Origin of the sequence: Labrys sp. WJW (assembly GCF_001676615.1) — a bacterium.
Lineage (GTDB): Bacteria > Pseudomonadota > Alphaproteobacteria > Rhizobiales > Labraceae > Labrys > Labrys sedimenti.
Genome location: NZ_LYXZ01000023.1, coordinates 26188 through 39987 on the forward strand (window position 1 = coordinate 26188; position 13800 = coordinate 39987).

16 protein-coding genes are annotated in these 13800 nt (G+C 65.3%); 6 read left to right on the top strand and 10 right to left on the bottom strand.

From position 1 onward, the window contains the following. The first annotated feature begins 22 nt into the window (after positions 1-22). The 4 genes from BA190_RS16535 (at position 23) to BA190_RS16550 (ending at position 2756) form a co-directional block, all read left to right on the top strand. Positions 23-892: a carbohydrate ABC transporter permease gene (locus tag BA190_RS16535; RefSeq protein ID WP_068289610.1), complete on the top strand. Its 870-nt coding sequence runs from the start codon at positions 23-25 to the stop codon at positions 890-892. Next, positions 889-1728, top strand: a complete 840-nt coding sequence (locus BA190_RS16540; RefSeq protein WP_068289624.1) for a carbohydrate ABC transporter permease — start codon at positions 889-891, stop codon at positions 1726-1728. The genes BA190_RS16535 and BA190_RS16540 overlap by 4 nt, the downstream gene beginning before the upstream one ends. Before the next feature lie 123 nt (positions 1729-1851). Then, positions 1852-2217 (top strand): RidA family protein, encoded by a 366-nt coding sequence (locus tag BA190_RS16545; protein WP_068289625.1) that lies wholly within the window; start codon positions 1852-1854, stop codon positions 2215-2217. Positions 2218-2369: 152 nt separating this feature from the next. Beyond that, positions 2370-2756 carry a VOC family protein gene (locus BA190_RS16550; protein ID WP_068289626.1) on the top strand — a complete coding sequence of 129 codons (387 nt, stop codon included), beginning with the start codon at positions 2370-2372 and terminating at the stop codon, positions 2754-2756. A gap of 14 nt (positions 2757-2770) precedes the next feature. Here the strand turns inward: BA190_RS16550 and BA190_RS16555 are convergent, their stop codons facing one another. The 4 genes from BA190_RS16555 to purH form a co-directional block, all read right to left on the bottom strand. After that, positions 2771-3010 (bottom strand): hypothetical protein, encoded by a 240-nt coding sequence (locus BA190_RS16555; protein ID WP_068289628.1) that lies wholly within the window; start codon positions 3008-3010, stop codon positions 2771-2773. A gap of 43 nt (positions 3011-3053) precedes the next feature. After that, entirely contained in the window at positions 3054-3737 is a 684-nt protein-coding gene (locus BA190_RS16560; RefSeq protein WP_068289632.1) for an OmpA family protein, read from the bottom strand. Further along, positions 3734-4195 carry a hypothetical protein gene (locus BA190_RS16565; RefSeq protein WP_068289634.1) on the bottom strand — a complete coding sequence of 154 codons (462 nt, stop codon included), beginning with the start codon at positions 4193-4195 and terminating at the stop codon, positions 3734-3736. Before BA190_RS16565 ends, BA190_RS16560 begins: the two co-directional genes overlap by 4 nt. A gap of 343 nt (positions 4196-4538) precedes the next feature. Next, positions 4539-6128, bottom strand: coding sequence for a bifunctional phosphoribosylaminoimidazolecarboxamide formyltransferase/IMP cyclohydrolase (gene purH, locus BA190_RS16570; protein ID WP_068289635.1), 1590 nt, complete (start codon positions 6126-6128; stop codon positions 4539-4541). 411 nt (positions 6129-6539) lie between these two features. Here purH and BA190_RS16575 point away from each other — a divergent pair, with 411 nt between their 5' ends. Then, a complete protein-coding gene (locus BA190_RS16575; RefSeq protein WP_068289640.1) occupies positions 6540-7028 on the top strand; it encodes an Rrf2 family transcriptional regulator in 489 nt (162 codons plus the stop codon). Here the strand turns inward: BA190_RS16575 and BA190_RS16580 are convergent. The 5 genes from BA190_RS16580 to BA190_RS16600 all read right to left on the bottom strand — a co-directional run bounded on the left by BA190_RS16580 (position 6934) and on the right by BA190_RS16600 (position 11163). Then, the gene (locus tag BA190_RS16580; RefSeq protein ID WP_068289642.1) at positions 6934-7980 is read right to left on the bottom strand and encodes a mechanosensitive ion channel family protein; all 1047 of its coding nucleotides are present in this window, start codon (positions 7978-7980) and stop codon (positions 6934-6936) included. The two genes, BA190_RS16575 and BA190_RS16580, sit on opposite strands and share 95 nt — an antisense overlap. Before the next feature lie 115 nt (positions 7981-8095). After that, a complete protein-coding gene (locus BA190_RS16585) occupies positions 8096-8506 on the bottom strand; it encodes a cupin domain-containing protein (protein ID WP_068289644.1) in 411 nt (136 codons plus the stop codon). Positions 8507-8712: 206 nt separating this feature from the next. After that, a complete protein-coding gene (locus BA190_RS16590) occupies positions 8713-9465 on the bottom strand; it encodes an SDR family oxidoreductase (RefSeq protein ID WP_068289652.1) in 753 nt (250 codons plus the stop codon). A 110-nt stretch (positions 9466-9575) separates the two neighbouring features. Next, complete coding sequence (locus BA190_RS16595) at positions 9576-10493, bottom strand: MBL fold metallo-hydrolase (protein ID WP_068289655.1); 918 nt, start codon at positions 10491-10493, stop codon at positions 9576-9578. 190 nt (positions 10494-10683) lie between these two features. Further along, the gene (locus tag BA190_RS16600) at positions 10684-11163 is read right to left on the bottom strand and encodes a carboxymuconolactone decarboxylase family protein (protein ID WP_068289661.1); all 480 of its coding nucleotides are present in this window, start codon (positions 11161-11163) and stop codon (positions 10684-10686) included. Positions 11164-11292: 129 nt separating this feature from the next. Here BA190_RS16600 and BA190_RS16605 point away from each other — a divergent pair, with 129 nt between their 5' ends. Beyond that, entirely contained in the window at positions 11293-12189 is an 897-nt protein-coding gene (locus BA190_RS16605; protein WP_068289663.1) for a LysR family transcriptional regulator, read from the top strand. 178 nt (positions 12190-12367) lie between these two features. On the opposite strand, the gene BA190_RS16610 is transcribed toward BA190_RS16605, so the two are convergent. Then, positions 12368-13636: a reverse transcriptase domain-containing protein gene (locus BA190_RS16610; RefSeq protein ID WP_068289665.1), complete on the bottom strand. Its 1269-nt coding sequence runs from the start codon at positions 13634-13636 to the stop codon at positions 12368-12370. Positions 13637-13800: the final 164 nt, after the last annotated feature.

Below are 13800 nucleotides of genomic sequence, written 5' to 3' on the forward strand. Positions count from 1 at the left end.
GCACCGAGGAGGCACACACCGTATGGGGCGTGCGACACCCTATCTTCTGATCCTGCCAAGCTTCCTGATGGCGGCCTTCATCATCTTCTGGCCGCTCTACCAGATCGGCCAGATCTCGCTGCATGACGTCAACCGCTTCGGCATGCTCCGGGAGTTTTCGGGCCTCGCCAATTTCCAGGCCCTGTTCGCCGATCCCGATTTCATCGCGGCGCTCTGGCGCACGCTGGTGTGGACGGTGGGCGTGGTCGCGGGAACGCTAATCGTCTCAGTGCCGATCGCCCTCATCCTCAACGACGATTTCTACGGGCGCAGCCTCGCCCGCGTCATCATCATGCTGCCCTGGGCGGTGTCGCTGGCCATGACGGCAGTGGTCTGGCGCTGGGCGCTCAATGGCGAGAGCGGCATGCTCAATTCCGGGCTGCGCGGGCTTGGCCTGACCAGCCATAACATCGAATGGCTGGCGGATGCGTCCACAGCCTTTCCGATGCAGATCCTGATCGGCATCCTGGTCTCGATCCCCTTCACGGTGACGATCTTCCTGGGCGGCCTGTCCTCGGTGCCCGATGATCTCTACGATGCCGGCGCGGTGGAGGGGGCGAGCCGCTGGCAGCAATTCACCCACATCACGCTGCCCTTGCTGAAGCCCTTCATCAACATCGCTTTGGTGATGAACACCATCAACGTGTTCAATTCCTTCCCGATCATCTGGGTGACCACGCAGGGCGGCCCGGCCAATTCGACCGACATCCTGGTGACCTATCTCTACAAGCTCGCCTTCCGCCTGGGTAAGTTCGGCGAGGCGGCGGCGGTATCGATCATCATGTTCGCCCTGCTGCTCGTCTTCGCCATCATCTATGTGCGGCTGGCCATGCGCGAGGAGGAACAGGCATGAGCAAACTCAAGCGCTCCGTGCTCTATTGGGTGCTGCTGTCGCCCCTGATCGTCCTCACGCTCTTTCCCTTCGCGGTGATGCTGGTGACGGCGCTCAAGCCGACGGAGGAGATGCTGTCCTCCTCCTGGTGGCCGAGCCGGCCGGTCTGGGGCAATTTCGTCACCATGTATACCGAGACGGCCTTCGGGCCGGCGCTCGCCAATTCGCTGATCGTGTCGCTGGTCACCACCGTGCTGACGGTGCTGGTCGCCATCCCCGCCGCCTATGCGCTCAGCCGCTATCGCTTCGCTGCGCGCGGGGCCTTCCGCCAGTTCCTGCTGATCTCGCAGATGCTCTCGCCGATCGTGCTGGTCTTCGGCCTGTTCCGCCTGCTGGTGGAACTCGGCAACCGCCTCGGCTTCCAACTCATCGACAGCCTCACCGGCGTCACCTTCATCTACATCGCCTTCAACCTCGCCTTCGCGGTGTGGATGCTGCAGAGCTATTTCTCCACCATCCCCAAGGATCTGGAGGAAGCGGCCTGGATCGAGGGGGCTAGCCCCTTTGCCACGCTGGTCAAGGTGTTCCTGCCGCTGGCGCTGCCGGCGATGGCGGTGACGGCGATCTTCACCTTCATCAATGCCTGGAACGAATATGTCATCGCCCTCACCATGCTGCGCAAGCAGGAGGCCTATACGCTGCCCCTGCAGGTGGTGAATCTGGTGGCCGGGCGCTATACGGTGGAGTGGAACTATGTGATGGCGGCTGCCCTGGCGGCGACCATCCCGATCGCGATCCTGTTCACCTGGCTGCAGCGCTATTTGATGCGTGGCCTTGCCCTGGGGGCGGTGAAGTAAGTAGATCGTCATTGCGAGCGTAGCGAAGCAATCCAGGACACAACGTACCGTGCCGGAAATTTCTGGATTGCTTCGCTACGCTCGCAATGACGCGACGAGTTGATGCAACCTACCGGGATATCCATGACCAAGCAGCATTTCGGCACCTCCCATGTCCCCTTGTCCCCGGCCGTGCGGGCGGGTGACAGCATCCATGTTTCCGGCCAGGTGCCGACCTTGCCGGACGGCTCGGTGGTGCCGGGCGGCATCGAGGCGCAGACCCGCCAGGTGATGGACAATCTCGCCAAGGCCCTGGCGCTGGCCGGGGCGGGGCTGGAGGACGTGGTCAAGACCACGGTGATCCTGGCCGATGCCCGTGACTTCGGTGCCTTCAACAAGGTCTATGGCAGCTATTTCCCTGCCAACCCGCCGGCGCGCACCACGCTGGAAGCCCAGCTGATGATCGACATCAGGATCGAGATCGAGGCGATCGCCTACAAGCCGCTGTAGGAAGAAGCGGCATTATCCTTACCTTGGACCTCCTTCCCAAGCGGGAAGGGGGCCTCGGGGGAGGGAAGGCAATCGATGTTTCCGGCTGGTTCGGACTCGACAAGGCTCCCGATTTGCTCTAGCAATTATGCGAACAAACAGGGAACATTGTCATGAAGCTCGGTTACGTCGTTCATTACGTTCGTGATGTCGTGGAGACGTCGGCCTTCTACAAGCAGGCCTTCGGGCTGGAGACGCGCTTCATTGCCGAGGGGCAGTTCGCCGAGCTCGTCACCGGCGAGACGGCTTTGTGCTTTGCCGATGAGAGTTTCGTCACCGACATGGTCGGTGCCTTTCAGCCCAACCGGCCGGATGCGCTTCCGGCGGGCACCGAGATCGCACTGGTCGTCGACGATGTCGAGATCGCCTACAAGAAGGCCCTGTTCGCGGGGGCGCAGGCGGTGTCGCCGCCGGCACAGAAACCCTGGGGCCAGATCGTCGCCTATGTCCGCGACAACAATGGCTGCCTGGTCGAGATCTGCACCAAGGTGGCGGTCTGAGCGGATGCAGCGGCTCAGCCGCTGACGATGATCAGCGTCATGATCACCGCGGCCACGCTGATGCAAAAGACCGCGCCGAGCACGAGCTGCACCAGGGCGTTGGCCGAGACATAGGTGCCGGCGACGCCGCCCAGCACGCGGATCGCCGTCTGCTTGCCCTCGCCGGCGGCGGCGATCGGATGCCCGCAGGACGGGCAGGCCAAGGCCTGCTCCGAGACGCGCTGGGTACAGGCCGGGCAGGGGATCAACGCCATGGTGTCGCCTTTTGCTGGAGGAATGTGATGGAACGGGCCTCGATCATTCCGGCGGCTTGCCGATCTCGAACTCAACCCGGCGGTTGCGCTGGCGGCCCTCGGGATCGTCGGCGCCGTCGGCCTTCTGGTTGGGGGCAACGGGGCGGGCCTCGCCATAGCCCTCGATGGTCAGGCGGCCGGGGCTGATCTTGCCTCGGGCGAGATAGGCCTTTACCGAGGCGGCGCGGCGTTCGGACAGGGCGAGATTGTAGTCGTCCTCGCCCTTGGCATCGGTATGGCCGCCGATCGCAACCGGGGCCTTGGGAAAGGCTTTGAGCACTTCGACGAGGCGCGCCAGGACCGGCTTGGCGTCTGCACGGATGTCGGCCTTGTCGAAATCGAACAGCACGTCGCCGGGCAGGCTGATCAGGATCTTGCCCTCGCTCTCGCGGGCGCCGAACTGCTCGAGCAGGGCCTGCGTGCGGCTGCGCAGCTTGGCCGGCACCTCTTTGAGGCGCAGGCTGGAAGCTCCGCCAGCCGGGCCGAGCCGGCTTGCCGGGGCCTGCGGTGCAAAGCGCGTGGGTGGCAAGGCATAGGGCTGCCAGCGGCTGACGCCGATGAGCCTGGGGCGGACGAGCGTCGGGTGCTCGCCGATCGGCTCGCGGCGGTATTCTATCACGAGGGCCGATGCCGGCCATGCCGGAAGAGCAAGGGCCAGCAGCGCCGCGGCGGCGCCGAGGCGCTTCATTGCGCCTTGACCGGGATCTTGAGCGTCAGGCCGGGGGCGTTGAGGTCGTCGCCCGCATTGCCGTCGTTGAAGACCAGCCGGACCTCACCGGTATCGGCCGGAATGCGGCCGGGAAAGACCAGCTCGCCATCCATGCTCTGGCCGTTCTGGATCATCAGATAGGGATTGTCCTCGGGCTGGCGCAGGCTGAGCTTCTGGCTGTTGCCGATGTCGAGGAAGGCGTTGACGTCGTTGAGATTGACGCGGTTGGTCTGGCGGCTGTCGAAGGAGGCGACGAGGCTGACCACCGTGGCATCCTCGCCCACGGTGATCTTCTTGACGATCACCGTGACCCCGGCGGGCACGCTGGTCTGCACGCTGCCCTGATGCACCACCTGGGCAGCCTCCCCGGCCACCGATGGGGCAGCCATCGTCACGGCCAGGCCGGCGGCAACCACCGCGCGCGCAAGAAACTTCATTCCAACTCTCCCCAGCACCCCGATTGAATCCAAAAGCCAGCTACAAGCTTATGGATCTCAGCCCGAAACTATCACCGGGCCTGTCGGCAGTTCAACTACGCGATCATCTGCAGCTATAGGCTGTGGACAGATGGGTCTAGACTACGAGCAGGCCAGGGCATTACGACAGCCTGGATGCGTCATTGCGAGGTCGGGCAGCTATACCTGTGGGAACAGGCGAGAGGCCTCGGCGGCGCGAAAGCCGGCCGGCCGGCGCGTCGCCTCCTGCCGCGACACGTGAAGGGCAAACGGCCTTCCCCACGCCGCAGGGAAGGCTGGTCGGGCTTGCGCAGCCGGGCCGGCCTCAGTGCCGGAAATGGCGCGTGCCGGTGAACACCATGGCAAGGCCGGCCGCGTCGGCGGCGGCGATCACCTCGGCGTCGCGCTGCGAGCCGCCCGGCTGGATCACGGCGGTGGCGCCGGCGGCGACCGCGGCCTCCAACCCGTCGGCGAAGGGGAAGAAGGCGTCCGAAGCCACCACCGAGCCCTTGGTGAGGGTTTCCGGCAGGCCTGCCAGCTTGGCGGCATCGGCAGCCTTGGCGGCGGCGATGCGGGCCGAATCGACGCGGCTCATCTGGCCGGCGCCGATGCCGACGCTGGCCCCGTCCTTCACATAGACGATGGCGTTGGACTTCACATGCTTGGCGATGCGGAAGGCGAAGGCGAGGTCGGCCATCTCCTTGGGCGTGGGGCTGCGCTTGGTCACCACCTTCAGCGTCATGTCGTCGACCACGGCATTGTCGCGCGACTGCACCAGCAGGCCGCCCGCCAGAGTCTTGGCGGTGAGACCCTCCGCGCGCGGATCGGGCAGGGCGCCGGTGACGAGCAGGCGCAGGTTCTTCTTGGCCGAGATGATGGCGATGGCTTCCTCGCTGGCATCGGGGGCGACGATCACCTCGGTGAAGATCTCGACGATCTTCCGCGCGGTATCGGCATCGAGCGTGCGGTTCACCGCGATGATGCCGCCGAAGGCCGAGACGGGGTCGCAGGCAAAGGCCTTCTCATAGGCTTCGACCAGCGTCGGCGCCTCGGCGACGCCGCAGGGATTGGCATGCTTGACGATCACCACGGCGGCTGACTTGGCCGGATCGAATTCGGCAACGCATTCGAAGGCGGCGTCGGTGTCGTTGAGGTTGTTGTAGGAAAGCGCCTTGCCCTGGAGCTGGCGGGCGGTGGCGACGCCCGGGCGCTTTTCGGGGGTGAGGTAGAAGGCCGCGCTCTGATGCGGGTTCTCGCCATAGCGCAGCGCCTCGGCCAGCGTGCCGCCGAAGGCGCGGAAGGTCGGCGTGTCCTCCTCCAGCGTCGCGGCAAACCAGTTGGAGATGGCGGCGTCATAGGCGCCGGTGCGGGCATAGGCCTTGGCGGCCATGCGGCGGCGGAAGATCAGGCTGGTCGCCCCCTCGTTCTCGGCGATCTCGGCCAGCACGTCGTCGTAATCGGCGACGTCGACGATCACGGTGACGTCGTCATGGTTCTTGGCGGCGGCGCGGATCATGGCGGGGCCGCCGATGTCGATGTTCTCGATCAGGTCCTCGAAGCTGCCGCCGCGGGCGAGCGTCGCCTCGAAGGGGTAGAGGTTGACGACGAGGAGGTCGATCGGCCCGATGCCGTGGGCGGCCATGGCCGCGCGGTGCTCTTCATTGCCGCGAATGGCGAGCAGGCCGCCATGCACCTTGGGATGCAGCGTCTTGACGCGGCCGTCCATCATCTCTGGAAAGCGGGTGATGTCGGAGACGTCCTTGACGGGGAGGCCGGCCTCCTCCAGCGCCTTGCGCGTGCCCCCGGTCGAGACCAGCTCGACGCCGCGGGCGGCGAGGCCTTTGGCGAAGTCGATCAGGCCTGATTTGTCCGAAACGGACAGCAGGGCGCGGGCGATGGGGGCAGCAGCGGTCAAGGGTGCAATCTCCGAGGCAGGGTTTGGCCGCTTGATAGCGCAAGATGAGGGGAAGGGGGAGATTTTTGGAGCGCGGACATCTCAGCGACATGCTCGCATGTCGCGATATCCGCTCTTCCTTTCTTGCAGGCGCGATGTTTCCAAGATGCGGACGGGACGTCCGCGGTCCCAGCCTGGGTGGTTCCAGCGCGAACCCAGCCGATGTCGCATGAGAAGCGACGTGGCTGGGACCGCGGACATCCTGTCCGCATCTTCCCTTCCATGAGGGCAGCGTTTCCAAGAGCGGATATCGCGACGTGCTCGCATGTCGCTGAGAAGTCCGCGCTCCAAGCCCCGCATTTACACGCTGCACCAATAGGGATATCGTATATCCGTAATTATCGGCGCGTACTGCCGCTACGGAATGAACGGATGATCCTCAAAAGCCAAGTCGAATGGGCGCTGCATTGCTGTGCGATCCTCGCCGGCCTGCCGGCGGGGCGCTACCTCTCGACCAAGGCGCTGGCCGAGTTCCACGGCGTGCCGAAGGAATATCTCTCCAAGGCGCTGCAGCACCTCTCGCAGGCCGGGCTGGTCGATACCACGCTCGGTCCCTCCGGCGGCTACCGGCTGGCGAGGCCCCCGGCCGAGCTGACCTTCCTCGACATCGTCGAGGCGGTGGAAGGGCCGTCGCGCACCTTCGTGTGCACCAATATCCGCGCCAACAATCCCTGCCGCCCCCAGGGCTATTGCGAGAGCGCGCCCTGCGCGGTGGCGCGCATCATGTGGGCGGCCGACGAGGCCTGGCGCGAGAAACTGCGCAGCGTCAAGCTGTCGGACCTGGTCTCGATCCTGTCGCAGGAGATTCCGGCCGAGCTGTGGAAGGATAGCTTCGAATGGGTGCTGGCGCGGGCAGGATGAGGGAGGCGGGCGAGGGCACGAGCGCGAGGCCGCCGGCTCCGCAGGCCTGGTAGAGCCGGTCGAGCACCTCGTTGCGCGCCGGCGTGCGCCGCGCCGGATTGGCGACGCAGAACTGCAGCTCGGCCTCGATCGCCAGCGCATCGATCGTCTTGAGCGCCACGATCGGCGCGGGCTCCCGGAGGATCCCCTCGCAGGCCCCGAGCACGGCCCGCAGTGCCTCGACGCTGTCATGCGGGCCCTGGCTGGCGGCGATCCGCACGCTCTGGCTGATCCAGTGGGTCTCGTCGGGGCGGCTGAGATTGGTCAGGCTGAGCTTGGCCAGCAGGCTGTTGGGCAGCACCACCACATTATGCGCGCCCGAGAGCAGGTTGGTGGAGCGCCAGTTGGTCTCGATCACCCGCCCCTCGGTGCCGTCGCCGAGGACGATCCAGTCGCCGAGGCCATAGGAGCGCCCGAGCGTCAGGGCGATGCCGGAAAAGACGTCGCCGAGCGTATTCTGCAAGGCGAGGCCGAGGATGACCGCGACCACGCCGGAGGTCGCCACCAACGTGCCGACGGGGGCACCGAACACGAAGCCCAGGATCGAGAGGGCGACGCCGAGATAGGCGAGGGCCACGAACAGGTCCTGCAGCAGATGGGCCTCGCGCGGCCGGCGGTTGAGGGCGAAATAGATGTGCATCAGGCCGATCACGGCCCAGGCCAGATGCGTCCACCACAGCACCCGCGCCGATTTGGCGACGAAGGCGGCCAGGCCGACGGCCTCGCGTGCCCCGAGTTCGTGCGGCCAGATGCCGTTGAGGCCGAGCAGCACCGTCATGCCGGTGAAGAACAGCAGCTGCACGATCAGCCGCGCCATCGGGCGCCGGCGCCCCTGGAGATGCCAGACGACGATGCCGGCAAGGCCGAGGAGGTCGATCAGCACGAGGGGCAGGAAGGCGGGATCATCGACCATGGCTGGGGCTCGGAGGGAGGAGGCGTGTGTATGGGGGCGCACCGAGAAAGGCGCGAGAAGCCTTCCCCACCGTGTGGAGAGGGCTTTTCGTGCCACGCTCGGCCCGCTCGCACTCTTATTTCTGCAGCGGGAAGGTCAGTTCCTTCTGGGCGGTGTCGACCACGAACACCGCCAGCAGCTTGGCGGGCCGGGTCTTGCTGGCATTGGCGCTGACGCCGTGGCGGTCGCCCGGCATTTCGGAGAAGTTCTGGCCGGCGCGGTAGACCTTCACCGGCCCGTCATTGACCTGGCTCTTGATCGCCCCTTCCAGCACGGTGGCATAGATGAAGGCGGAAGCGGGGTGGGTGTGGCCCTCGGAAAAGCCGCCGGGGCCATATTCGACCAGCACGCCCTTCAGGCTCTTGCCGGGGACGTTGGGCAGTTCGTGCTCATAGACGAGCGAGACCTTGGCCGCCTTGCCGTCGGCAACGGCCGGCGCGGTGAGCAGAGTGGAGATGGCGAAGGCAGCGAGGAGAGGACGGATCATGGTGGGGATTCCTGGTTGGGGGACATGCTTGTGAAAATGATCGTGAAACTCGACCTGTCATCCCCGGCCGCGCTACTCGCGAGCGCAGCGAGAGAGAGCGAGGGGAAGGGGATCCAGGGGCCGTGGATCGGGCCCTTTAGCCCCTGGATCCCCTTCCCTCGGCCTACGGCCTCGCCGGGGATGACAGCGTTGCGGTCGCCGCCGCCTCACTTCCTCGGATTGCCGGCAAACCATGCCTCGAAGCCGATGAGGCCGAGGCGGGGATTGTTGTCGCTCACCAGCGAGCCATCCTGGAGGCGGGCGCCGAAGTAGCGGGCCTCGGGATCGACAACCACCGCGCGGGCATCGCCGCTGGCCTTGAGGTAGCGGGCGACGAGATCGCTGAGGCGCGAGCGCTCCGGGCCGGCGATCTCGATCGTGCCGTTCACCGGCGCGGCGAGCGCCACGTCGGCCATGGCGTCGGCGACGTCGTCGGAGGCGATCGGCTGCACGAAGGCGGGCGACAGATGCACCTTGCCCTCCACTGTGCCGGATTGGGCGATGCCGGCAAGGAACTCCATGAACTGGGTGGAGTGCACGATGGTATAGGGGATGCCGGCGGCCTTGATCAGCTTTTCCTGGGCGAGCTTGGCGCGGAAATAGCCGCTGTCCTGCAGCCGCTCTGTGCCGACGACCGAGAGGGCGATGTGGTGCCCGACGCCGGCCACCTTTTCCGCCGCCATCAGGTTGCGGCCGGAGGTCTCGAAGAACTCCAGCACGGCCTTGTCCTCGAAGGAGGGCGAGTTGGCGAGGTCGATCACCACCTGCGCGCCCTTGAGCGCCTCGGCGAGGCCCTCGCCGGTGATGGTGTTGACGCCGGTGTTGGGCGAGGCGGCGATCACCTCATGGCCCTTGGCCTGGAGCCGCGCCACCGTCTTGGTGCCGATCAGCCCGGTGCCGCCGATGATGACGATTTTCATGGGATGTCTCCTTTGGTGATGTCGGAGCGCGGACTTCCAGTCCGCTCTTGGAAACGTCGTGCTTGCAGGAAAGGAAGAGCGGGCGGGACGCCCGCGCACCCGGAAATTGTTCAGTAGTCCCAGAACACCGGCACCCAGCGGAAGGCTTCGCCGTCCACGGCGACATGGCCGACCGAGGGGAAGGGCAGGTGGGTGGCGACCAGGAACGAATTGGTCTCAGCCAATTCCTGCAGCAGCCGGACGCGCACGCGGGCCGCCTCCTCCGGATCGTGCTCGAAGCCGTTGAACCAGTCGGGATGCTCGAAGCCGACCGCGAACATGGCATCGCCCGCGAACATCAGCCGATCGCCGCCGGAGGCGAGGCGGACCACGCTGTGCCCCGGCGTATGGCCGCCGGTGCGGGAGACGACCACGCCGGGCGCCACCTCATGCTCCTCGCCGAACAGCCGCAAGTGGTCGCGATATTCAGCCGCGAAGCGCTTGGCGGTCGCCCGCAGCGCATCCGGGAAGCCCGGCGGCATGGCGACATGGGAGAAATCGGGCGCCTCCCAAAACCTGGCCTCGGCCGCTGCCACATGGATCCTGAGGTCGGGGCGCAGGCGCTCCTTCACGCCGTCGACCAGCAGGCCACCGACATGGTCCATATGCATATGGGTCAGCACCACGTCGGTCACGGCGCCGAGGTCGATGCCGGCCGCTTCCAGCCGCTTGATCAGCTGGCCGGCCCGCGGCAGGTTGAGGTCGGGGTCGAGCCCCAGCCCGGCATCGATCAGGATGGTCTGCGCGCCGCTGCGCACCACGACCACGTTCAGCGCCCAGTCGAAGGCGTCCTGTGGCAGGAACATGTCCTTCAGCCAGGCGGCCCGCACGGAAGCTTCGGCATTGTGGCCCAGCATCTGGGTGGGCAGCGGCAGCACGCCGTCGCTGACCACAAGTACTTCGATCTCGCCGATCTTCACCGCGTAGCGCGAGGGCACCAGTTCGTCGGGTTTGGGTCTGGCGGGCGTCAAGGTGTTGTCCAGGCTCATGCTGGCCTCCTGTTTGATGGTGGCTCCGGCGCCGAAGGGCCCCGTGCCGCTGGTGGTGATTGTTTCCGGGTGCGCGGACGTCTCGTCCGCTCTTGGAAACGCTGCGTCTGCAGGAGGGGAAGAGGCGGACGTCGCCGCCACATTGAATGCAGTTCAATGTGGCTGTTGTCCGCGCACCCGCGAAGACGGCTCAGCTCAGCCCGGCCTTGTCCAGCCCGTAGAGCTTGTCGGCCGAACCCGGCACCGCCTTGAAGGCGATAGAGGCGCGGTTCCAGGTGTTGATGATGGCGATCGCGAAGGTGAGGTCGGAAACCTCCTTCTCCGAAAGCTGGCCGCGCACGCGCTCATAGAGTTCGTCGGGGATGCCGCCTTCCGGCAGCCGGGTCACCGCCTCGGTCCAGGCCAGAGCGGCGCGTTCGCGCGGCACGAAGAGGTTGGATTCCCGCCAGATCGCGACGTGGTAGAGCCTGAGTTCGCTCTCGCCGTGGATCTTGGCCTCCTTCACATGCATGTCGAGGCAGAAGGCGCAGCCATTGAGCTGCGAGGCGCGGATGTTGACGAGATCGCGGAGCTTCTCCTCGATCACGCTGCCCTTCAGGGCCATGCTGAGATCCGAGAGCTTCTTGAACAGGTCCGGGGATTGCTGGGCGTAATTCAGGCGCTGGCTCATGTCCGTTTCCCTTATTAAGGATATCTAATATCCTTATGGATATAAAATATCCGTAATAGCTGGACAGTAAAGCCTTACCTGCCTAAACTCCGGGCATAAGGCCTATGCGCAAAAGTATGGGGGTGGGGAATGGACATCGTTGGCGCCTTGCGGACCTTCCTGCGCGTGGCGCAGACCGGCTCCTTCACCGCGGCGGCTGCCGGTCTGGATCTCACCCAGCCGGCGGTGTCGCGCCAGGTCTCGGCGCTGGAGGCGCGGCTCGGCCTGCGCCTGCTCCATCGCACCACGGTGTCCCTGGCGCTGACGGCCGAGGGCGAGCGGCTGATCCCGATGGCCCTGCGCGTGATCGAGGCGGTGGAGGCGCTGGGCGAGAGCGCCGGCGCGGCGGAGGCCGCCGTCACCGGCAAGGTGCGGCTCAGCCTGCCCGCCCCGCTGGGCCTGGCCCTCGCCGAGCGCCTGCCGGAGCTGCTCGCCCGCCATCCCGGCCTCACCGTCGATCTTCTCTTGCGCGAGGCGCCCTCCGACCTCATCGGCGAGGGCATCGATCTCGAAGTGCGCCTCGGCGCCGTCGAGGATTCCAGCCTGACGGGCCGGCGCATCGGCTGGACCACGGCCTTCCTGGTGGCCGCGCCCTGCTATCTCTCAAGGCGGCCCGCCCCGGCGAGGCCGGAGGAGGTGCCCCGCCATGACTGCATCTGCTACGCCCGCGCCGGCGACGGGCGGCTCTGGTCCTTCTCCGACGGCGCCGACGAGACGCGCCTGCGCATCGCCCCCCGCCTCGTCGCCGACAGCGCCGTCGCCGTCCACCGCGCCGCTCTGGCCGGCGGCGGCCTCGCCATCCTCTCTCACATCCTCGCCGGCCCCGACATCGCGGCGGGCCGCCTCGTCAGCCTGATGCCGGACTTCCCGCCGGCCCGGCTGCCGATCACACTGGTCTACCCCTCACGGCGGAACCTGCCGCAGCGGGTGAAGGCGGTGATGGAGTTCGTGGTGGAGGCGGTGAGGGGGGATATGATGATGGGGTGAGGGGGATAACTGCGGTGACCAGGAAGGAGAAAGGGCTGACAAGGATTTGACGGGAAGTCTCGGTTTGACCCTTCACAATTTTGCGGGTGTTTCGCAGGAATGGCCGCTCAGCGCCCCATCTTGGCCGTCGACATTGCCTCGGTCGACTCTCATAAACGGACACAGCAGGCATCTCGGACTAGCCCTCTTTTGTCGGCCAGACCAGCGGCCTGCGCTGCTGCCGGGCGAGATCCTCAATACCCAATAGGGACGCCGCATCCTTGGGGTCACGTCGCCTCTTGATGTCTCGGTATTCGCCGAGGAAGGCTACCACCAAGTCAGCCATTTTCGCATCTATTCGGCCAAACAGTGCATCATCGTTGCAGAAGCGATAATGCTTGCCCCACCCGCGAATGATGCTGTCGGTCCTGTGGAGAGTGGCTACGAGGGAATGTTTCCGAGGAATGGCGTCGCCTCTCTTCGTCTCCCGCATGCCCTTAGCGCTTTCTTTGAAGCGCTTCTGTACATTTAGCTCCAGCTTCGAGATCGCCTTCGATGATGGGCGGATGAAGCCGTTGTTGAATTCGATTCCAAGCCAATCGAACTTGTCGGAGACTCTCAGGGGCGCCGTCGAAGACTTTTCCTCGGAGAGGGTCATCCCGAACTCAGCCAAGATGCTGATGGCCAGCCGCATGCGGGCTTTCGCGGCCGCTGCTGAAGGCGCGAGAATGATAAAGTCGTCGATATACCGGACGCACACGCAGTCACCCTCGTTCATGCGGCGATCAAAGTCATGAAGCAGGATGTTGCCCAGCAGAGGTGACAAAGAATTGCCCTGAGCAACCCCGATAGCCTCTATTGGAAAGGCCTGTGCTTTCTCCTTGAGCTCGGCCATGTTTGATAGTTCGAGCCTAATGGCATCCTCAAACAACACAACGAACGGTGGATCTTCCGTGACCTTCGCAATGATGTCCGTCACGTGGGGTTTGGGTATTTTGGTGAAGAAGGCACGTATGTCGGCAAATGCCACGTGGGTGGCACCATTGCCTATCGCCGTGAGTACAGCCTGCACTGCGGCGGGGACTGCTGCGAGCCCATTCTTCTGCTTCTTGATGCCGCCGAAGCTGTTGGGATTGTGAAAATAGCGACTGAGTCCGGGAACTGTCTCCAAGGCCTCAAGTACCGCGCGCTGGACGATACGCGAACGTAGCGGAGCCAGCACAAGCGGGCGGAATTTGACGCTTTTGCTTCCGTCTGCGTTCTTCTTAGCCACCGGAATGCCCTTGGCTTCCGGAAATCTGAAGCTGCCGGCAGACAACTGACCACTGAGCACGTTGATGTTCTTCTGCGGATCGGCCGCGAACTCATCAACCTCAGCGCGGACGTCAAGCGATGTGGACGTCTGGGCATTCTCTTGGATAACGCGCCATGCTTTGTGCAGCGTTGCCTTGCTCTGCACTAACTTCATGAGAGGCGATGGCGGTTTCAAGTGTCCTTAGGGTCCTGTTTGTGAGCCCCACCCGTCCGACAGGCGCTGACCACTGCAGAGGTACGTTGCCGCCCATTCTGCGCGGATGAGACCGTGACCTGCGCCACCGCCTCGCCGCCGCACTCCACATCGAACGCCCTGGA